General features: G+C 39.6%; 20 protein-coding genes and 2 other annotated features. Of the genes, 10 read left to right on the top strand and 10 right to left on the bottom strand.

All coding sequences use genetic code 11. From position 1 onward, the window contains the following. Window positions 1–82 precede the first annotated feature (82 nt). The 3 genes from BN1243_RS11630 to BN1243_RS11620 all read left to right on the top strand — a co-directional run bounded on the left by BN1243_RS11630 (window position 83) and on the right by BN1243_RS11620 (window position 2898). Window positions 83–1009, top strand: a complete 927-nt coding sequence (locus BN1243_RS11630) for a manganese-dependent inorganic pyrophosphatase (protein WP_062106985.1) — start codon at window positions 83–85, stop codon at window positions 1007–1009. Window positions 1010–1332: 323 nt separating this feature from the next. After that, entirely contained in the window at window positions 1333–2157 is an 825-nt protein-coding gene (gene pheA / locus BN1243_RS11625; protein WP_062106983.1) for a prephenate dehydratase, read from the top strand. A gap of 15 nt (window positions 2158–2172) precedes the next feature. After that, complete coding sequence (locus tag BN1243_RS11620; protein ID WP_062106981.1) at window positions 2173–2898, top strand: DsbA family oxidoreductase; 726 nt, start codon at window positions 2173–2175, stop codon at window positions 2896–2898. A gap of 421 nt (window positions 2899–3319) precedes the next feature. Here BN1243_RS11620 and BN1243_RS22660 read toward each other — a convergent pair whose 3' ends face one another. The 3 genes from BN1243_RS22660 to BN1243_RS11610 all read right to left on the bottom strand — a co-directional run bounded on the left by BN1243_RS22660 (window position 3320) and on the right by BN1243_RS11610 (window position 5776). Next, entirely contained in the window at window positions 3320–3532 is a 213-nt protein-coding gene (locus BN1243_RS22660; RefSeq protein WP_230200182.1) for a hypothetical protein, read from the bottom strand. Between the two features lie 96 nt (window positions 3533–3628). Continuing rightward, complete coding sequence (locus BN1243_RS11615; RefSeq protein ID WP_062106980.1) at window positions 3629–4762, bottom strand: 5-methyltetrahydropteroyltriglutamate--homocysteine S-methyltransferase; 1134 nt, start codon at window positions 4760–4762, stop codon at window positions 3629–3631. A 96-nt stretch (window positions 4763–4858) separates the two neighbouring features. Continuing rightward, a complete protein-coding gene (locus BN1243_RS11610; protein ID WP_062106978.1) occupies window positions 4859–5776 on the bottom strand; it encodes a LysR family transcriptional regulator in 918 nt (305 codons plus the stop codon). A gap of 192 nt (window positions 5777–5968) precedes the next feature. On the opposite strand from BN1243_RS11610, the gene BN1243_RS11605 reads away from it, so the two are divergent. The 3 genes from BN1243_RS11605 to BN1243_RS11595 are packed head-to-tail and all read left to right on the top strand — an operon-like array spanning window position 5969 to window position 8843. After that, a complete protein-coding gene (locus BN1243_RS11605; RefSeq protein WP_062106977.1) occupies window positions 5969–7129 on the top strand; it encodes a DUF418 domain-containing protein in 1161 nt (386 codons plus the stop codon). Then, entirely contained in the window at window positions 7119–8231 is a 1113-nt protein-coding gene (locus BN1243_RS11600; RefSeq protein WP_062106975.1) for a sensor histidine kinase, read from the top strand. Before BN1243_RS11605 ends, BN1243_RS11600 begins: the two co-directional genes overlap by 11 nt. A 6-nt stretch (window positions 8232–8237) precedes the next feature. Beyond that, window positions 8238–8843: a response regulator transcription factor gene (locus tag BN1243_RS11595; protein WP_062106974.1), complete on the top strand. Its 606-nt coding sequence runs from the start codon at window positions 8238–8240 to the stop codon at window positions 8841–8843. Window positions 8844–8853: 10 nt separating this feature from the next. On the opposite strand, the gene corA is transcribed toward BN1243_RS11595, so the two are convergent. Continuing rightward, window positions 8854–9810, bottom strand: a complete 957-nt coding sequence (corA, locus tag BN1243_RS11590; RefSeq protein WP_062106972.1) for a magnesium/cobalt transporter CorA — start codon at window positions 9808–9810, stop codon at window positions 8854–8856. A 175-nt stretch (window positions 9811–9985) separates the two neighbouring features. Here corA and BN1243_RS11585 point away from each other — a divergent pair, with 175 nt between their 5' ends. Further along, window positions 9986–10129 (top strand): hypothetical protein, encoded by a 144-nt coding sequence (locus BN1243_RS11585; RefSeq protein ID WP_230200181.1) that lies wholly within the window; start codon window positions 9986–9988, stop codon window positions 10127–10129. A gap of 734 nt (window positions 10130–10863) precedes the next feature. Here BN1243_RS11585 and BN1243_RS11580 read toward each other — a convergent pair. From BN1243_RS11580 to BN1243_RS11560, 5 genes are read right to left on the bottom strand one after another with little or no spacing between them, the layout of a single operon-like run. Further along, the gene (locus BN1243_RS11580) at window positions 10864–11826 is read right to left on the bottom strand and encodes a nuclease-related domain-containing protein (protein ID WP_062106969.1); all 963 of its coding nucleotides are present in this window, start codon (window positions 11824–11826) and stop codon (window positions 10864–10866) included. Window positions 11827–11874: 48 nt separating this feature from the next. Then, entirely contained in the window at window positions 11875–12327 is a 453-nt protein-coding gene (locus BN1243_RS11575) for a threonine/serine exporter family protein (protein WP_062106968.1), read from the bottom strand. Window positions 12328–12340: 13 nt separating this feature from the next. After that, window positions 12341–13108, bottom strand: coding sequence for a threonine/serine exporter family protein (locus tag BN1243_RS11570; protein ID WP_062106966.1), 768 nt, complete (start codon window positions 13106–13108; stop codon window positions 12341–12343). A 3-nt stretch (window positions 13109–13111) separates the two neighbouring features. After that, window positions 13112–14035, bottom strand: coding sequence for a sensor histidine kinase (locus BN1243_RS11565; protein WP_062106964.1), 924 nt, complete (start codon window positions 14033–14035; stop codon window positions 13112–13114). 9 nt (window positions 14036–14044) lie between these two features. Next, a complete protein-coding gene (locus BN1243_RS11560) occupies window positions 14045–14743 on the bottom strand; it encodes a LytR/AlgR family response regulator transcription factor (RefSeq protein WP_062106963.1) in 699 nt (232 codons plus the stop codon). Between the two features lie 214 nt (window positions 14744–14957). On the opposite strand from BN1243_RS11560, the gene BN1243_RS11555 reads away from it, so the two are divergent. The 3 genes from BN1243_RS11555 to trpE all read left to right on the top strand — a co-directional run bounded on the left by BN1243_RS11555 (window position 14958) and on the right by trpE (window position 18977). Beyond that, window positions 14958–15704, top strand: coding sequence for an ATP-binding cassette domain-containing protein (locus BN1243_RS11555; RefSeq protein ID WP_062106961.1), 747 nt, complete (start codon window positions 14958–14960; stop codon window positions 15702–15704). Continuing rightward, window positions 15697–16860 carry an ABC transporter permease gene (locus tag BN1243_RS11550; protein WP_062106959.1) on the top strand — a complete coding sequence of 388 codons (1164 nt, stop codon included), beginning with the start codon at window positions 15697–15699 and terminating at the stop codon, window positions 16858–16860. Before BN1243_RS11555 ends, BN1243_RS11550 begins: the two co-directional genes overlap by 8 nt. Window positions 16861–16911: 51 nt before the next feature. Further along, window positions 16912–17153: a binding site (T-box leader), on the top strand. Window positions 17154–17286: 133 nt separating this feature from the next. Continuing rightward, window positions 17287–17522, top strand: a binding site (T-box leader). 63 nt (window positions 17523–17585) lie between these two features. Continuing rightward, window positions 17586–18977: an anthranilate synthase component I gene (trpE, locus tag BN1243_RS11540; protein ID WP_062106956.1), complete on the top strand. Its 1392-nt coding sequence runs from the start codon at window positions 17586–17588 to the stop codon at window positions 18975–18977. 155 nt (window positions 18978–19132) lie between these two features. Here the strand turns inward: trpE and BN1243_RS11535 are convergent, their stop codons facing one another. Continuing rightward, window positions 19133–20626 carry a peptide MFS transporter gene (locus tag BN1243_RS11535; RefSeq protein ID WP_062106947.1) on the bottom strand — a complete coding sequence of 498 codons (1494 nt, stop codon included), beginning with the start codon at window positions 20624–20626 and terminating at the stop codon, window positions 19133–19135. Window positions 20627–20991 lie beyond the last annotated feature (365 nt).

The raw sequence follows: 20991 nt of genomic DNA, 5'->3' as shown, positions 1-20991 counted from the left end.
AAGGGAAATAGTAAAGATTCTTACAAATGCTCCCTCTTATGTTAAAATAAAAAAAACATTACATAAAGCAAGGAGAATTAAAATGGAAAAGATTTTGATTTTTGGACATAAAAACCCAGATACTGATACGATTTGTTCTGCGATTGTTTATGCGGATATTAAATCAAAATTAGGGATAGAAGTTGAGCCAATTCGTTTAGGCGAAGTGAATGGTGAAACCCAATTTGCTTTGGAACACTTTCAAGTAAAAGCTCCCCGCTTGGTAGAGTCAGTTTCTGCTGAGGCAAAAGAAGTTATTTTGGTTGACCATAATGAACGTCAACAAAGTGCGAACGATATTGATCAAGTAAAAGTTGTTGAAGTGATCGATCATCACCGAATTGCTAACTTTGAGACAAGTGATCCACTATATTTCCGTGCTGAGCCTGTTGGTTGTACGGCAACCATTTTAAATAAAATTTATAAAGAAAAAGGTCTAGAAATTGATTCGAAAATGGCTGGGCTCATGCTATCTGCAATTATTTCAGACTCGCTCTTGTTTAAATCACCTACATGTACAGATGAAGATATTGCTGCTGCTAAAGAATTGGCTGAAATTGCTGGTGTCGACGCAGACAGCTATGGACTAGATATGCTAAAAGCTGGAGCAGATATTAGCGACAAAACGGTAGAAGAGCTAATTTCCATAGACGCCAAAGAATTTACGATGGGCAATGCAAAAGTAGAAATTGCTCAAGTGAATGCAGTTGGTGTAGAAGATGTATTAGCACGCAAATCGGAAATTGAAACTGTGCTAAATAGAGTCATTGAAGAAAAAGGGTTAGATCTATTCCTATTCGTAGTAACGGATATTCTAACAAACGATTCTACTGCGATTGCTGTGGGACAAGCTGCTGCAGCTGTTGAACAAGCATTCAACGTTAAACTGGACGCGAATAAAGCAGTTTTAAAAGGAGTCGTCTCCCGTAAAAAACAAATCGTTCCACCACTAACAGAAGCACTCAACTAGGTGTCTAGCTCTAGCGCTTTTCTCTGTCTAGCTTCAGGCGGCAGCGACTAGCGAACTTTCAGCTTCTTCCTACGATAAGTCAACATCGGCTTATGCTTCGCCGTGTTTCCTTTATCTCAGGCCAACAGGACGTTGGTCAGAAGGGCGTTGCGCCAGGACGGCGCGTTTTTAGCCGTTCATCCTTTTCTAAAGTTCGTACGTCGCTAAGCGCCGCCTTCCGCTTTTCTTAGTGCCTGGCACGCCCCGAATTTTGTCGAAATTAATTCGGGTGCTACCAGGTTTCTTTTTAAATATCTGAACATTTAAAAAAGGGGTATATACATTTGAACGTAGCATATTTAGGGCCTAAAGGGACTTTTTCAGAAGAAGCAGCTATTCGTTATTTTAATGAAGATAATATTGAACCGATTATGTTTAGTACGATTTTTGATGTACTTGAAGCAGTTGATGAAGGAAAGGTAGATAAAGGAATTGTGCCTATTGAGAATGCGATCGAAGGTACCATTACGATGACTACAGATGGCTTGCTTCAACATCAGTTATGGATTGATGGGGAGGTCGTCCTTCCTGTTAAGCTTCACTTATTGACGAATCACGGGGCAAAGTTAGAAGAGATTCAGGAAGTATGGTCGATTCCACCCGCTCTTGCCCAGTGCCGGATTTTTACGAAGAAATTAGGGGCTGTGACGAAACAACATAGCAGTACTGCAGGGGCGGCTGAAGCTTTGCGGAATTCCGGAAGACTTGATGCAGGTGCAGTAGCATCAGAATGGGCAGCAAAGACATTCGGCCTTGATATTTGTGCAGGGGATATACATGACAATGATTGTAATTCGACCCGCTTTGTAATCGTAACAAAAAAGCCAAATCAGGAATTTCATGATGGTGATAAATCGATGTTGTTGATTACACCAACAGAAGATCGTCCCGGATTACTAGCGATTATTTTAAACGTTTTTTCCTCATTGGGGATTAACCTTACTTGGATTGAATCACGTCCGACGAAGAAAAAAATGGGGACTTATCGATTCTTCATTGAGACAGCGAAAGGAACGAGTAGAGCGAATTTAGAGAAAGCGATCACCATTTTAGAAACGTATGGATATGATATCCGGCTATTAGGAAGTTATAAAACGAAACAGTTATAGATAGGAGTGGGAAGAATGCAAGTTGAAGTATGGTCAGATTTCGTTTGTCCTTTTTGTTATATAGGAAAGCGCTGTTTGGAGCAGGCTTTGGAAAAATTTCCGCAACGGGACAAGGTGGATGTAGTATTCCGGAGTTATGAGCTTGATCCGAATTCACCGCAAGACCAAGATAGGACTATTCACGAGGCATTGGCTACTAAATACGGGATGAGTGTTGAGGAAGCTAAGCGAATGAATGAAGGGGTCGGCCAACAAGCCGCAAGCGTCGGTTTGCAGTTTAATTTTGACAGGATGGTTCCAACGAATACATTTGATGCGCATAGACTTGCTCATTTTGCAAAAACGAAGGGGAAAGATCAAGCCCTAACGGAAACGTTACTCCATGGATATTTTACAGATGGGAAAAAGATGAGTGACCATGATACACTTGCTGAACTTGCTGTAAGTGTTGGTTTAGATCGTGAGGAAGTAGTAAGCGTGTTAAAAAATGAGACAGCTTTTGCCGATGATGTCCGTTACGATGAAAATACGGCACAACAAATTGGAGTGCGCGGTGTTCCGTTTTTTGTCATTAATCAAAAATATGCCATTTCGGGAGCGCAGCCTGTTGAAACTTTCAGTGGTGCTCTTGAGAAAGTATGGCAAGAAGAGAATGATGCGCCAGTTTTGCAAGATTTATCGGGTGGTGCCGATGATGCAAGCTGTGTCGATGGAAATTGTGTAATTCCGGATAATAAATAATAAGAAGCGATACAGAAATTTTAAAACGGTCATTGTTCTAAAGCGAACAGTGACCGTTTGACTTGAAAGCACCTCATGGCGGTAACGATTCAGAGCGAATTGTGCCCGCTAGATTTGAAAGTCTTGTATGATGGTAACGATTCGAAGCGATACGTGCCCATTAGCCTTGAAAGCACCTCATGGCGGTAACGATTCGAAGTGAATCGTGCCCGTTTAGCTTGGGAGCATCGTATGACGGTAACGATTCGAAGTGAATCGTGCCCGTTAGCCTTGAAAGCGTCGCATGGCGGTAACGATTCGAAGTGAATCGTGCCCGTTAGCCTTGAAAGCGTCGCATGATGGTAACGATTCGAAGTGAATCGTGCCCATTAGCCTTGAAAGCGTCGCATGATGGTAACGATTCGAAGTGAATCGTGCCCGTTTAGCTTGGGAGCATCGTATGACGGTAACGATTCGAAGTGAATCGTGCCCGTTTAGCTTGGGAGCATCGTATGACGGTAACGATTCGAAGTGAATCGTGCCCGTTAGGCTTGAAAGCGTCGCATGACAGTAACGATTCGTAGCCAATCGTTACCGTTTGTCCTAAGAACATTCCATTTTGGGCGTTGTTCCGCACAAACAGTGACCGTTTCATGTATCCAAAAGAAATTCATTAAAGAACGGTCATTGATAAGGGTATCAATGACCGTAAAATGATAGAGTCGGAAATATATAACATTCCTTTAAAATTTTATCCCCAAACTTCCTCCGCCACTTCTTTAATTAAGCGCAGTTTGTTCCATTGTTGTTCTTCTGTTAAAATATTACCTTCTTCTGTAGATGCGAAACCACATTGTGGGCTGATGCAAAGTCGCTCGATGTCCACGTATTTTGCAGCTTCTTCAATACGGGCTTTAATCGCATCTTTGTCTTCTAATTCACCTAATTTGGATGAGAAAAGACCTAGGACAACCAGTTTTTCTTCTCCTACATGTTGTAATGGGGCAAAATCTCCGGAACGGTCTGTATCATACTCTAAATAAAAGCCAGCTACGTTTTCCTTTGCAAATAAAGTATTCGCGATTGGGTCATATCCACCAGATGAGAACCAAGTAGAATTGTAGTTTCCGCGACAAACATGTGTTGTGACAATTAAATCTTCTGGAGCATTTTTAATAGCTAAATTATTGAGGCGAACATACAATTCGCCAATTTCTTCTACTGATGATCCTTTAGTACGTGAATTCCATCGGTCCTTGTCTACTAAAGATCCCCAAGTACAATCATCCAACTGAATACTTCTGCATCCTGCCTTATATAAATCAGCAATTACTGTTTGATAAGCCTTTGCGATGTCTGCAACTAGCTCTTCACGATCAGGATAAATTGCTTCTGTGCCTTCGATATTTTGCGGACGGTTCAATTCAGACAAAAATTGCGCAGGGGCGGGAAGTGTTTGCCTTGCAATAACTTCATCAGTAGCGTATTGCTGAATAAAAGCAAAATGCTTAACAAATGGATGATTTTCCCCGCTAATTTTTCCAGTTAATCTAGCTGTTTCCGCTCGTGTTTCTTGTCCTTGAAAAACATAACCTTGGTCAATTGAATTCTTTTCTACACCATTCAAACCCCACATAAAGTCTAAATGCCACCAAGACCGGCGGAATTCCCCGTCTGTAATGGCTTGAAGGCCGACTTCTTTTTGCTTTTGAATGACTTCAACGATACACTCATCTTCAATTTTCGTTAGTTCATTTTCAGAGAGGTTTCCATCAGCATAAGCTGCACGTGCTTTTTTCAATTTTTCCGGGCGTAAGAAACTTCCGACATTATCAAACCGAAACGGTGTAACAGATCTTTTGCCTGCTTTGATTTCTACTGTCATCTTAATCTCTCCTTTTCCATTCATTTAGCGTAAGTTTAGCATGGAAAAGTAGATATAGCGTAACACATAAATTCTATCTTCGGCTATAGGGTTAGGCTATAGCACGAGTAGTTCCTCTGCGATCGTTTCTTTTAAATATTCAATATAAATCTTAGCTAATGGACTAATTGTGATATTTTTATGAGTAATATATCCAACCGTCATCCGTTCATCTACCTTTAGAGGAACAGCAACAATGTCTCGATCATTTAATTCATGACTAATGACACCTGTCGAAATCGTATATCCATTTAACCCAATTAGGAGATTAAATATGGTCGCCCGGTCACTGACTCGAATATTTTTTGGCCTAGAGAGGGTACTTAAAATTTCCTCGGAAAAATAAAAAGAATTATAAGCTCCTTGTTCAAAAGAGAGATACGGATAAGGGTGCAAATCGGATAATGTCACATAGTCCTGCTTCGCAAGCGGATTCCTTGAGCTAATAAAAACGTGCGGTGTTGCTTCAAATAGCTCATTGAATAGCAAGTCTCCTTCTCTAAGAAACTTTTGAATCACTTTTTTATTAAAATCATTTACATATAAAATACCTATTTCACTGCGTAAATTTTTCACATCATCAATGATTTCGTATGTCTTCGTTTCTCGTAAAGCAAACTCATACTCATCACGATCATAATCTTCGAGCAATCGGACAAAGGCACTGACCGCAAACGCATAATGCTGGGTCGATACAGCGAAATGCTGTTGAGGTGATTGGCGATCTGCATAGCGATTTTCAAGCAACTCCGCCTGTTCAACCACTTGCCTGGCATAGCCTAAAAATTCCGATCCTTCAGGAGTAATCACAATCCCTTTGTTCGTTCGCGAAAATATCGTAATCCCCATTTCTTGCTCTAACTCCTTTAAAGCGTTTGAAAGGCTGGGCTGACTAATAAACAATTTTTGCGCAGCTTTACTAATCGAACGACTTCTTGCTACTTCAATCACGTATTTTAATTGTTGTAGTGTCATCTTATAATCCTTTACTTTATGTTATTTACTATTCTGAATTATACACGTTTTATCTGATCGTTTCTATATGCTTGCATGTCACGAATGACTTATGACACCTGTCATAAACATTTCCTTACAGCTATGAATGTTGCTTCACTTTCTTCGCAGATACAATAAATGTATCAAAGTAACTAGAAGTGAGTGAAAAATATGGAAAAACGTAAAGTGAGAATTCGCCTGCTTGATATTTTGCGAGGCTTTGCCATTTTAGGAACACTTGGGACGAATATCTGGATTTTTGCCCATTTAGGGGATTTGGCTTATATTACGACAGCTGATTATTCTGGCTGGTGGACGTTGGATGATTTTATTCGAATGATTGTGTTATTTCTAGTGAATGGGAAACTGCTTGGCTTGTTGACGATTATGTTTGGGGTTGGGTTAGAGCTAAAATACCAACAGGCTGTTCGAAAAGGGAATACGTGGCCTGGTGTATATATTTGGACTTCCGCATTTCTTATTCTGGAAGGCTTGCTTCATTTTATCTTCGTGATGGAATATGACATCTTAATGAGTTACGGTGTGACAGCTATTGTTGTGGCCTTTATCGTAAAAGGCGGCGATCGATCGATCCGCAAAACGATGAAGATTATTGGAAGCGTTCATGCCACGATTATTTTCGCTGCTTTACTATTAGGATTGCTTGGTGCGAATATGTCATTAGGCAGCTTTCATGACGTTGTCGTGCTTTATCAAGATGGAAATTGGTTCCAGCAACTCCAGTATCGGCTTGCCAATTTCCTTCTCCTTCGAAGTGAAGCGATTTTTGTTATCCCAATGAATATTTTTCTATTTTTACTTGGTGTCCGTTTTATGCGTTCAGGTGTTTTTTCTCCTGATGAGAATGGAAAACAGAAGCGGAATAGGCTTTTCAAGATGGGGATGTGGATTGGGTTACCATTAAATTTGCTCATCTTTATTCCGGGAGGTGTGTTTGACCTGCCTGTCCGCTATTTATTTGCTCCATTCATGTCACTTTGGTATATAGCTGTGATTGGAAGAATGATAGAATATAAGAAATGGAATGGGCTGTGGGTCCGTTTAGAAAATCTCGGAAAAATGTCTTTAAGCTGCTATGTTTTGCAAAATATCCTATCATCGGTCATTTTTTATGGCTGGGGTTTAGCACTAGGAGGGAAGTTAAATTCCATAAGCATTATTGCTGTCTGGGTTTGTATTTCCTTATTTCAACTGATGTTTGCCTCCTTATGGCTCAACATCTTTAACTTAGGGCCAATGGAGTTCATTCGCAAGCAAGCAACAGGTTTATTCGGATTCAGTCGTCGAAGGGAAGGCTATTATGAAAAATAAGATTTACCCAAGAGAGCAAATGAAACATTATTTGATTATCGATGTAGTTTCGGTCGTTTTCCTTTTTTATCTCGTTATACCTGCCGAGACGGTTTATGGTCTCTTGGGGAATTTTTTGTTTTTGCTCGTCTTTCTGGGGGCGTTTTATTGCGGGCTTTGGTTCAGAGATTGGCGCTTACTTGCGGCGGTTTTGACTGGAATTGGAACACTTATTTTGCTTGGCCTGGAGATCGGTTCTCCCATTCTCCTATTTGGCTTTATTTTTGCCGATTTGCTTGGTAGAGCAAGGTCAAAGTGGCATATTGGTATCGGAATTGCTTCGATTGCTCTCATGTTCATGCTTGTCCCATGGAAAAGCACTTATGGACTTTTAAATATAGAGTTTACAAATCTTCTGCCATTGATGATTCTTGAAATGATATTTCCGATTTTAATCTATATTCAAGAAAAAGCGAAAAGCTTACAAGGCGAATTGAATGAAGCCAATCAACAAATCGAAAAGTATATCCAACAAGAGGAAAGGCAACGTATTGCGAGGGATCTTCATGATACATTGGGGCAAACGCTGACAATGATTAAAATGAAAAGTGAACTGACAACAAGATTAATGGACAGAGACCCCGTGCAAGCGAAAGCAGAGTTAAATGATATTCTTGCAACATCAAGAACTGCCTTGAAACAGGTAAGAGAGCTTGTTTCTGATATGAAGTTTATTTCTTTTAAAAATGAGCTTGAGCATTCAAAGAAAATGTTGCAATCAGCAGGCGTGAAGATGGCAGTTGTCGAGAGAGGAGCAATGCCCCTCTTATCGAGTGTAGAGGAGACGATGATCGCACTTTCGGTGAAAGAGGCGATGACGAATATTATTAAACATAGCGAGGCGAAGCAGTGTACAGTAATTTTAGAAACGATTAATGATGTTTATTTTGTGAAAATCATGGACGACGGAATTGGATTGCTTAAGCAGGATGTTGGAAATGGGATACAGTCGATCAAGGAGCGAATGCAGACTTTGCAAGGAAAGGCAATCGTAGAGAATTCATCTAGCGGAGGCACGACAGTTATTTTACAACTTCCGCTCAGGCCTGGGAAAGGGGAATGAAGTTACATGATTAAAGTAGTCATTGCAGAAGATCAGCAAATGCTGCGTGGCGCATTAACCTCATTATTGAAATTAGAAATGGATATAGAAGTAGTGGCGGAAGTTTCAGATGGCGAAAAAGCATGGGAAGCGATTCAGATGTTTAAGCCTGACGTATGCCTGCTTGATATTGAAATCCCCTTCCTAAGTGGTTTGGAAGTTGCGGAGAAAATAAGAGTGGCTAACATGTCTTGTAAAATAATCATTGTAACGACTTTTGCCCGTCCTGGTTATTTGCAAAAATCAATCGATACTCAAGTGGATGGCTACTTATTGAAGGATGAACCAATTGAATATTTGATAGAATCGATCCGCAAAGTGATGAACGGAGAGCGAGTTGTTAGTACCGATCTGGCCGCAACTCTTTTTTTGAAAGAGCAAAATCCATTGAGTGAACGGGAAATAGAGGTATTACGACTTGCTAAAGAGGGAATGACAACGAGTACGATTAGTAAGACCCTTTTTTTGACGAAAGGGACGGTGCGCAATTATCTTTCCTCTGCTATTCAGAAACTAGAAGCGGAGTCGAGGCAGCAAGCCGTTAATATTGCCGTGGAAAAAGGCTGGATATAAGTAATGTTTATTATTTAAACCAGCCCTTCTTCTTAAACCAAATATACATGGATACGCCTATTAACCCCATTAATCCAAGAATAAGAAAATAACCGTAATTCCACTTTAATTCAGGCATATTTTCAAAGTTCATCCCATATATCCCCGCAATTAAAGTTAAAGGGGCAAAAATTGAAGTAATAATTGTAAGAACTTTCATCACATTATTCGTTTGGTGGGAATTCAGTGAGAGGTAGCTATCTCGGATGTCTGCAGTCACCTCTCTGTTGGACATGACCATTTCCGATAGTTTTAAAAGGTGGTCATAAATGTCAGAAAAGTATTCTCTCCTCTCTTTTATACCATCCAAATGATGTGAGTTTAACATACGGTAAAGTAAATCGCGCATTGGGTTTACCGTATGTCTTAGAGCTAATAACATATTTCTCATTTCGAATAATTCGGTCATTAGGAGGTTCATTGATTTATTTTGTGTGTTATCTTCTATTTTATCTAAATCATCTTCAATTTTATAAATAAGGGGAAAGTAATTATCAACAATCTTGTCCAAAATTTCATAAAACACGTAAAAGGGATCCCATTTTGTAATATTCTTTTCGGATAACAGTCTTTCCCGTACATGAGTAATTTCTTTTGCGGGTGTATGGTGGAACGTAACGACGAAGTTTTCCCCAACAAAAAAATCTAACTCATCTTTTATAATTTCCTTTTCTTCCTCGCGAACAATATGTGTAACATAAAAACTATGGTCCTCATAATAATCTAATTTTGGTCGTTGAAGTCTTTGTACACAGTCTTCAATAGCAAGCGGATGAAATTGAAAGGTATCAGCTAAATGTTGGATCTCTTCATCCGTAGGTTCATTAAAATCAACCCAAATCCACTTATACTTAGATAAATAGGCTTTATGTATAGAAATATCTTTTTCCAAATGATTTTCATGAGTAATTCCAATGAAATGGATCATAGTATTTACACCTCTTTATAGTGACATCCATTGCGGTGAAAAAACCTGCTTTAATAAAGATTTGTTTTTGTTATAATGAAAGCATTCGATACAGAAAGGACAAGTTTAAGTGAAAACATATTTTATTATACGAATTCTCGTCGTTTTTTTATACATTGGTGTTTTATGGTATGGGGTGAGTACCCGGACAAAGATGGGGTATGCGGTTATTGTGGTAGGTATGCTTGTAGGTTTAATCATTAATTATTTCAACTATAGGATTAATCTTAAGGGGAAAATGGGACAGCAAGGGAATGTTGAAAGTAAGCAGGGGAAATAATGATTTCTTAGATTCAGGGGGAAGTTAGGCTATATGAGCGGGATCTGAGAAATAAGAGCGAGATCTGTGTTATAAGAGCGGGATCTGTGTTATAAGAGCGAGATCTGTGATATATGAGCGAGTTCTGGGAAATAAGAGCGAGATCTGTGATATATGAGCGAGATCTGTGATATATGAGCGAGATCTGTGATATATGAGCAAGATCTGTGATATATGAGCGGGATCTGTGATATATGAGCGGGATCTGGGAAATATGAGCGAGATTTGGGAAATATGAGCGAGATCTGTGATATATGAGCGGGATCTGTGTTATAAGAGCGAGATCTGTGTTATAAGAGCGGGATCTGTGTTATAAGAGCGGGATCTGTGATATATGAGCAAGTTCTGTGATATATGAGCGAGATCTGAGAAATATGAGCGGGATCTGTGTTATAAGAGCGGGATCTGTGAAATATGAGCGAGATCTGAGAAATATGAGCGGGATCTGTGTTATAAGAGCGAGATCTGTGAAATATGAGCGAGATCTGTGATATATGAGCGGGATCTGGGAAATATGAGCGAGATCTAGGATATATGAGCAAGATCTGTGAAATATGAGCGAGATCTAGGATATAAGAGCAAGATCTGAGAAATATGAGCGAGATCTGTGAAATAAGAGCAAGATCTAGGATATATGAGCAACATCTGAGCTAAAGGAGCGGGATCACTTAAAAAGATCCCGCTCCTTTACTTATTTAGAAGGGAAGTGTGTAGATTCGCCCTTTATTTACCCCTTTATAAGGTAAATTCATCGATAAGAAGATATGTTTGGCAGTATGTCTGGATGGCAGCATTAAAAAATTGCGAAGTTGTTTGTTCGTAATTTGTTGACCATACAAAAGGGAATATTCCCGAAGGGCTGTAATGTGAGCATCTTTAGATTCAACCCCGCATTTTGGGCAACGCCATCTTCCGTATAACTTTTCCATCGGCAAGTTAGAGCATTCAGGGCAACGGACTCCTTTTAATAACTCGTCAGGAGAAAGATTAAAAGTTCGGAAGAGGTCGAATTCAGCCGGTGTATGCAATTGGATCAATAATCTTGCAAGTTCTAATAGCTTCTCTTTCTCAAATAACCTTGTCCCTTGTTTCATCCGGAAATCTGAGATTTTAGGCATGATTCCAATGCTCTGAATGACATTTTTAAAAAGTGGGGAATCACCGATCGTTTCAATAACGGTATCGGGATTACTCATGACAATTAATGGAAGGATGGGAGGGATTTCATAGTCATGTACTTGCAATAACTCTTTTAGTTGATAAAGGTGGCGTCTCATTTGTGAGATGGGGTCTTGGATGGCTATCTTTTTTCCATTAATCGTTTGAATTGCTTGGTTGGAATCCTGGTCAAGAGTAATCATTTGTCGATAATTTTTCGCATCTAATAGTGTAAAGAAGTAAGACGAGAGAACGAGAGTATCAATTTGAAAGTAGAAACCACGGGGGTTACGAAGGCGTAAATCATGGAGGATGTAGTACTCATTTTCTGGTAAAAAGCTAAGATGATAATCAACCGTTTTTTCACCGTGATACCCAGCGCGTTCCCTGTATAGTTCTTCCTCAATCAGCTTGCGCTGGTGATGATGTTTTGAAATTCTTATTTCAGCTGCCTCCAAAATCCGTAATTTCTTTGGTACTTTTCTCTTCTTCAATTCCATTTATTCACCCCCTTGTAAAATGCTTAATTGTCTATTTCTACTCTAACCTCAAAACTCCTTCTTTTTTCTGCGCGTTATTCTTATCACAAACTGTACCAACACTTCCGCGAACACGAGTCCTAGCGCGATTGAACTGGCTACAATAAAAGCTTTTGTTGCTAGCGGGATTGCTTGGCCGTAATCATTGCTGACAACATGGCGCATCGCATCATATGCGGTACCGCCTGGAACAAGGGGGATAATCCCCGCTACAATAAAAACGATGATCGGCGTTTTGTAATATTTTGCCATCATATGCCCGATAATTCCGACAACAAATGCGCCAAAAAAGGCAGCTTGAATAATATCAATCCCAGAATCGGTCATCCCAAGATAAATCATCCAGCCCCCCATACCAACAAGCCCGCAATGGATAAGAGCTTTTCTAGGAGCGTTAAAAATAATTCCAAATCCAACAGAGGAAATGACACTTAGGACGACATGCGAAAAGTAATAAGTCATTGTTAAGTCTCCTTTATAACAATATCGAGTAAACAACCGCGACCCCGGCACCGATGGCGAGTGCGGTCAAAACAGCTTCGGCTCCCTTTGACAATCCGGAAACGAAGTGACCTGCCATTAGATCACGAATCGCATTCGTAATGAGCAATCCCGGAACAAGCGGCATGACGGAAGCAATGACGATTAAATCAAGCTTCTTGCCCCAACCATATTTGACTAAATAAACGGAAAGCAGCCCAATGACGAAGGATGCTGTGAATTCAGCAAAAAACTTTACTTTCGTTTGATTATGAACTAATAAAAGTACGGCAAATCCGAGCCCGCCAACGATCATGGCAGGAAGATAATCTGCCCATACACCTTTAAACATAATTAAAAAGCTGCCACTAGAAAGTGTAGCTGCTGCAAGCTGTACCCAAATCGGGAAAGATAGATTCGCTTTTTCCAGCTCTTTTAAAGCGCGAAAGGCATCGACAGGGCTTAACTCACCTTCCACCATTTTACGAGATATACTGTTAACACGCGCAATTTTTTCTAAATCTGTCCCGCGTTCACTAATCCTTACAAATTGAGAAGGATCAGATCCTTCAAGTGAAAAAATAATTCCAGTAGGTGTGACGAAACTTTGGCTTTCCATAAAGCCATATGCTGCCGCCATTCTCATCATCGTATCTTCCACCCGATAAGTTTCCGCTCCACTTTGCATTAAAATTTTCCCTGCTAACAAGCAAGCATCTACGAGTGTTATTTCATCAGACGGTTTCAGTGCCGCCACCCCCATTCTTCAAACTGAGTCTTGCCGAACATCCGGAATTTTAATTTTTAAAGTAAATTGTTGATCAATCACAGAAAAATCAAGAGTTCCTTTATAGTGCTTAACGATGCGCCTGATTTCTTGAGTGCCTAATCCTTCATGGTGGTCACCTTTAGTTGATTTCGATTTACTCGTATACAACCTGTCTATAATATCATTCCCTAAAGGCAGAGTGTCATTTTGACATGAAATGATCCATATTCCGCTCTGTTTCCTGCTAATCAATGAAACCGTACCTTGCCCAAATGCAGCTGCAGCATCTATCGCGTTTTCCAATATATTACCGATAAATGCAATCAACTCATAGTCGCTAAGGGGTGTACTTGAAAGGGTTTGTTGAAGGTGATAGTCGAGTTTCACACCTCTTTTCAGAGCCTCGACATAGTGAGCATATAAAGCTCCTGCAACAACATTAGACTCGCTTCGGGCTACTTGGTCAATTTGTGTAAAACGTGATTGGATCTCGTTTCTATATTGTGCGGTTTGATCGGACGAATTATCTGCATGAAGGAGTGCTGCCATATGTTTTTGTAAATCATGGCGCTGTTTTCTTAATTCATAAAGCAGAGTAGTTTGATGCTCATAGTTTTTGGATAGCTCGGCTATTTTCCTTTTTTCATTCCGAAGAGCTAAGTTGAAAAAGGGTAAGGTGATTCCTTGTATAATTAATCCTATTGTTAAAACGGGATTCCCTGTGAAGATAGCAGCTGCTAGCCAACATAATTGAACGATTATCGTTATTCTTTTCCAGGCAACTGGAAAACTATCCTTTTTTATTAAGAAAAGCTGATAGATCGCTCCCAAAAGCACAATGATTGATATGATCATACTTTTCATCCAAAGGGTCCAGCCAACCGCTAATATCCATGGAATCCATAAGAGAAACCATTCCATATTTTCACCTCAAAAATAATATTTTTGAAGATAGTCCATTTTTTCCTTCGTCAACATCGCAATTTTTTTCGTACCTTCAAAAGTTACACTGTATGATTTTTTTGTATAAATAGAAAAGCTTTTTACGTAATGTAAATTGATAATAAAAGAGCGATGGGAACGGAGAAAATTATTTTCACGAAGACTGCCCTCCAGTTCGTTCATCGTTAAATACGTTTCGTATGTATCGTTGATTGTATAGATCGATGTGGAACGTCCTGTTCGTTCAACAAAAATGATGTCTTTCTTCGGAATCATTTCAATATGCCCCTTTTGCTTTAAGACAAGCCGTCCTGTCAGATTCCCAGCATGTTGTTTTTCCCGATACTTAGCAAGTGCTTGCAAAAGGCGTTCCTTTTTATAAGGCTTTAAAATATAGTCGTGTACGTTTAGTTCAAAGGCATGGACTGCATAGCCACTTTTGGCCGTCACGAAAATAACCGTAGTCAGTAGGCCATAGGTCTGGATAAAGTCCGCTAATTCATAGCCTGAAATTCCAGGCATTTCGATATCGGCTATTAATAAATCAATCTTGTTTTTTTGGATCTCTTGATAAGCTATTTCAGGATCGGTCGTTGCAAAAACAAGTTCAACATCCTCTTCGCCTTTAAGAATAAATGTCAATTTGTCTAGATCTATTTGTCGGTCATCAACAATTCCTACTTTCATTGAGAAAACCCCTTTGAAAAGACTATGTATTATTATAAAGCATTTTTGGGTTTCTGTTCAGATTGTCGTATGAAAATTTGAGATACATAGATTTCAAGGAGAGAATTAACCCCATTCACGACAGATAACACCCCCTTCGCGACAGGATAGGAGACGGGAACGGCTTTACGCCTTACAATACGAGTAACAGATAACGAAAAAGGAGATGAACAAAATGATTGTCGTCGATCAAGTGTCGAAGCAATTTAAAGATAAAAAGCAAATAGTCAAAGCAGTGGACTATATTTCTCTAACCGTTCAAAAAGGTCATGTCGTCGGATTAATTGGGGAAAATGGGGCGGGGAAAACGACGCTGCTCCGCATGCTCTGCACATTGATTGAGCCGGATGAAGGAGCGATTACCTTTGACGACGAGGATATTTTTAAAAATAAGGAAAAGATACGACATCGCCTTGGAGTGTTGTTTGGATCGGAAACTGGCCTTTATAACAGATTAACAGCACGTGAGAATCTAGAATACTTCGGAAGTTTATATGGAATGTCCCAACATGATATAAAGAATCAGATTGAAATATTAGCGAAACGCTTTGGGATGCGAAAGTACCTTGATCGAAAAGTAGATGGCTTTTCAAAGGGGATGAAGCAGAAAGTAGCAATCGCTCGGACACTCATCCACAATCCTGACATTATCTTATTTGATGAACCAACAACAGGCCTTGATATAACTTCATCTAATATATTTCGAGAGTTTATCTATCAGTATAAAAGTGAAGGAAAGACAATTATATTTTCTACCCACATTATGGATGAAATAGCTCAACTATGTGAGGATGTCATTATGATGCACAAGGGGCAAATCGTATATGAAGGCAATTTGGAAAAACTATATGAACAAGAAAATAGCCAGGATCTGAATTATTTGTTCACATCTAAAGTTGTCAGGGGGGATCTCTATGTTTAAAACGATTTTTTTAAAGGAAATGAAAGATGTTTTACGAGATAAAAGAAGTATCACTTTGCTAATCTTATTTCCTATAGTGATGATGGCAGCTCTCACATTCTTTTACGATAAACTTTTAACAACGAATCGAGACCAATCCTTTGTCATTGCGATAGACAAAGGAACGGATTCGGAATTTGTGACAAAGCTAGAATCTTATCTGCCAGATGTTAAAATTGAAACATATGAGGATGTTCAACAAGCGGTTGAGGATAAGAAAACACAGATCGGGATCAAAATAGCAGCCGATTGGAAGGAGCTGCTAGAACAGCAAAAGAGTATACCTGTCAATGTCTATTTTGATCCGGGAAGTCAGGAGTCTTCCGGTGCATGGGGTCTATTGCAGTCTGTGTTCTCGGCTTGGCAAAATGAAACGGTTCAACTACGCCTTGCAGATCAAAATATTGATTCCAGCGTTTTGGAAGTTTTTCAAGTTGAAACGAAGACAACAAAGGATGAGAATGATGCAATAGCTTCCTTTATGTTGGCGCTCCTGCTCCCACTATTAATCCCCATTGCAGTTGCTAATGGTTCGTATCCATCTGCAACTGAACTATTCGCAGGGGAGAAGGAGAAGAAAACGATTGAAGCATTGCTGATTACCCCGGTGAAACCAATCAAAATACTATTAGCTAAATGGTTGACAATTTCATTGCTCGGTATTTTTACGGGTATTCTCTGTGTTGGTCTTCTAAGTGGATTAATGAACTTTACATCAGAGCTTAAAAAAGGTATGAGCGCTATTCAAGATCCGGTACTATTTATTTCAATGAGTGTTGGTCTGATTGTATTGTACGCAATCTTTATCGCTGAATTGGAAATGATCTTAAGCATGCTCGCCAATTCCGTGAAAGAAGCGGGATACTACATTACACCAGTAATGGGTATTATTATGGTGCCGATGTTATTCATGTTTTTTGCCGGAGAATCATTGAATCTTCCACTCTATGTGATTCCTGTCATGAACTTGTTTTTATTTGTACGCGACTCTTTTAATGGTCAATTATCGGTTGAGGCTTTTATGCTTGCAGTGGGAGGGTATGTAGTTCTGATAGGAATTTTATTCCCGATCGCGAACAAGTTATTTCATAACCACCGTTTAATGCTCGGAAAATAATTATTGACATTTGGAAAAATTTCCACTATGATCAGAAGCAACAAATTGAAAATATTAGCTATGATGAAGAGTAGTAACAAAGTAATGGCACAAAAGAGAGCCAGTGGTTGGTGGAAACTGGTGTGCTCATGCATTGTGAATGGACTTCTGAGCTTCCAAACCGAACTCGTTTTCAAGAAAGTAGGCTTTGGCGAAAACCCGTCGTTACAAGGGGGAAACACATGGAATTCTCGTGTGGAAAAGTGAGCTGAAGTCAGCTAATTAAGGTGGTACCACGGTCCTTCGTCCTTTGGATGAGGGGCCTTTTTGCGTTTTTATATGTGTATTGTTGATTAGCTGTAGCTAAAGTTTTATTAGCAATTGAGGCAGCTTTACTCGTCATTGCCCAAAAAATGGGTGCACAAGACTTCATCAAAATTAAATAGCATTAAAACGTAGAGCAAGAAGAGTATGCGAAAGATTTTTCGTTTCAGAGAGCCGGCGGTGGTGTGAACCCGGTACGAGAGATTTCGCAGAATGGGCTTGCGAGTGGTTTCCTGAACAATTAAGTAGGGGAACACGATATTCCGTCGTTACATGGATAGGGTATGGTAGTACCCGAAAAAGATGGGGAAATTTAATCTTCAATCTGAGGTGGCACCGCGATCAAGATCGCCCTCAGCTAAGCGCAGTTTTGTGTTTAGCTGAGGGCTTTTTTATTTTTAAATGATGGAAGGGGAAGGAATATGAAGACGAAACAAGCAGAATACAAATTAAAAAAGCTGAATGGAGATGTGTTAACACCAATTAATGTTTTTTTGCGATTAGAAGGTGTGAAAAAGTTTTTACTGGAAAGTTCGCTAAAGCATAGTGAACAAGGACGCTATTCCTTTATTGGAGTGAACCCGGTTTTTGAATTTATTGGTGAAGGCAATCAATCTAAATTAAAAGCGGCTAATGGTACATTAATTGCCGAGGAAACAGGTCGGCCACTAGACCATATTCAAAAATTGCTTCCACATCTCGATTTAGAGTTGCCGTTTCCTTTTTATGGCGGGGCTGTTGGCTATGTCGGTTATGATGCCATTCGTCAATATGTCGATATTGGTGATATCCCTGAAGATGAAATTAATATGCCGGATATTCATTTTATGGTTTATGAGGATGTCGTTGTTTTTGATCACTTGGCACAGACCATTTATTTATTAGCGATTGATTTGCAAGGAAATCGCTCGAGTGAGGAATTAGAGGAACGTCTCCTAGAGCTAGAAAAACAAATATCACAGCGTGAAACGGACGAAACTCTATCAAATTGTGCGATTTCATTTCAACCGAAACTTGAAAAAGAAGAATTTATGAGCAAGGTAGAAAAAGCTATTGCGCATATTAAAGCTGGTGAAGTACAGCAAGTTGTTGTATCACAAAGAATGGTCGGTGCAGTAGAGACAGATCCATTCCATTTTTATCGTGTACTTCGGAATTCGAATCCATCGCCTTATATGTTTTATGTGGATTTTACGGATTACATTGTCCTTGGTGCCTCTCCAGAGAGTTTCATCAAAACAAGTGGAAGGGTATTAGCAACAAACCCGATTGCTGGAACACGGCGCAGGGGTGAAACAGAGGAAGAGGACCGGCTACTTGCCACTGAATTAATGGCAGATGAAAAAGAACTCTCTGAACACCGGATGCTCGTTGATTTAAGTTGCAGGGATTTTCAGGAATTGTGCACGCCTGAAACGATTGAGGTTAAAAATTATATGAAGCTTGAATATTATCGTCATGTGATGCACATTGTTTCGGAAGTAGAAGGGACTTTAAAAGAAGGAATCTCAGGAATTGATGCGCTTATTTCTAGCCTTCCTGCTGGGACAGTGTCTGGTGATCCAAAGCCTCGGGCGATGCAGATCATCAATGATTTGGAAGGAATAAAACGCGGTGTTTATGCAGGTGCCCTTGGCTATATTAACGTCAATGGAGACGTAGACTTTGCGATTGCAATCCGTTCACTCGTTATAAAAGACCAAAAGGCTTATCTACAAGCTGGTGCAGGGATAGTGGCGGATTCGATTCCAGCCAATGAATATCAGGAGACTATTAATAAGGCAAAGGCTCTGCTTAGTCCGAAGCCATATTAATTCAAGTTAGGCACTTCAAAGTGAAGAAATTTTTACCTATTCATTGCTAGATCAAGCTTCTAGGTCTGTACATTTAAAGTTATTTTATGGGAAATGAATGAACATTAAAAAAAATGGAGGCACTCCAATTTGTGAGTACCTCCATTTTGAGTTCATTACCTTATACCTCTCATATACCTCTGAATCATCGGTGAAACGACAAAAAGAAGAATACCTAGCAAGATCGCAATACCACCAATCACACCAAAATAAACAATTTCCGTTTCAGGTTTGTACAATTTTACTACTTGAGCATTAATCGCCTGTGCAGATGAATTCGATAGGAACCAGAGACTCATCGTTTGTGCTGAAAACGCGGCTGGAGCAAGCTTTGTTGTCGCTGATAAACCAACTGGAGATAAGCAAAGCTCTCCAAGTACAACGATCAAAAAGCTGAGTACAAGCCAGATAGGACTAACAAGTACGTCTGGTCCTCCAGTATAGGCTGGAATAATCATAATGAGAAAAGACAACCCTGCAAGGAGTAGCCCTAGCGAGAATTTCCTCGGTGTAGACGGTTGGCGGTTTCCTAGTTTAACCCATAGGCCAGCGAAAATTGGAGCAAGGATAACGATAAATAATGGGTTTAATGATTGGAACCAGGATGCTTCTAATTTCAATCCACCCAATTGTAATTGAGTACGCTTATCCGCATATTCTGCAAGAATAACCGCCCCTTGTTCTTGAATGGCCCAAAACATCATAGCTGCAATGAACAACGGAATATAAGCTGTTAAGTTAGAGCGTTCATCTGCGGTTGTCTTTTTACTACGAAACATGACAGTAAAGTAAATAATTGGAATGACGATACCGAGAATACTCACAGTCATTGTAAAACGATTAATCGTTAAAATCCCAGCAGATATGAGAATAGCACCTAAAACAACAATGCCTAATGCACTAAGACCAATAGTGAGAAACACCTTTTTCTTTTCTTCAGATGAAAGTGGATTTGGTACATATGATCCTGCAAGCCCTAAGTTCTTCTTTCTAGTGGCTAGGAAAATAATTAACCCAAGCAACATTCCAACTCCAGCAACACCAAAGCCAAGGTGAAAGTTATACTTTTGACCGAGTGTTCCGACAATAAAAGGTGAAATTAAAGCACCAAGGTTAATACCCATGTAAAAGATACTAAATCCAGAATCACGACGGTTATCGTCTTTACTATAGATATCGCCAACAATATTGGAAACGTTAGGTTTTAAAAGCCCAGTCCCGATGACGATGAGTCCCATCGACAAGAATAATGCGGTAACGCCGCCAGGAAATGCAAGAGCGATATGACCAACCATGATGAAAATACCACCATAAAAGACGGTCTTTCTAGTTCCGAATAATCGGTCAGCAATCCAGCCTCCGATAATCCCCGACATATAAACGAGTGAACCGTAAACAGCCATAATCGATCGTGCGGTTGTTTCATCAAAACCTAATCCACCTTTGGAAACAGCGTAATACATATAATAAATAAGGATAGCCCTCATTCCATAATATGAGAATCGCTCCCAAAATTCAGTGAAAAATAACGTAAACAAACCTTTAGGATGCCCGAAAAAACCTTTCTGTGGGACACTCGCAACGATCTGTTGTGAATTCTTAGTTGTCATTTTGCAGTCCCCTTTTTCAAAAAATTATATTAAGATAATATCACTTGAAATCTTGTATGTAAATTGTCTAAATAATACCAAAGTAGTAAAATTTAAATTTATATTTTTGATTAAATCAAAGAAAACGTTGACATTGGAAAAATATGCATGATACGATATGAACATTCATAAACTAAATTTTAGAAAAGGAGGCTGATGAAGATGAAAAAGTGGAATGTTCTTGTAGATCAATTGAATAGGGAATCAGCCTGCCTTCTGCTGTTGAATTGAGGAATCAATCAATTGTTAGATGTAGGCTGTAGAAGGCCTGTGTCTATTTTATGTGAAGCATAGTTCGCGCACATGAGGGGCGCACTATGCTTTTT

The organism is Bacillus niameyensis (genome assembly GCF_001375535.1).
Classification (GTDB): Bacteria; Bacillota; Bacilli; order Bacillales; family Bacillaceae_C; genus Lederbergia; species Lederbergia niameyensis.
Note: the sequence above shows the minus strand (reverse complement) of the source record. Positions and strands in the feature narration are given on the sequence as shown.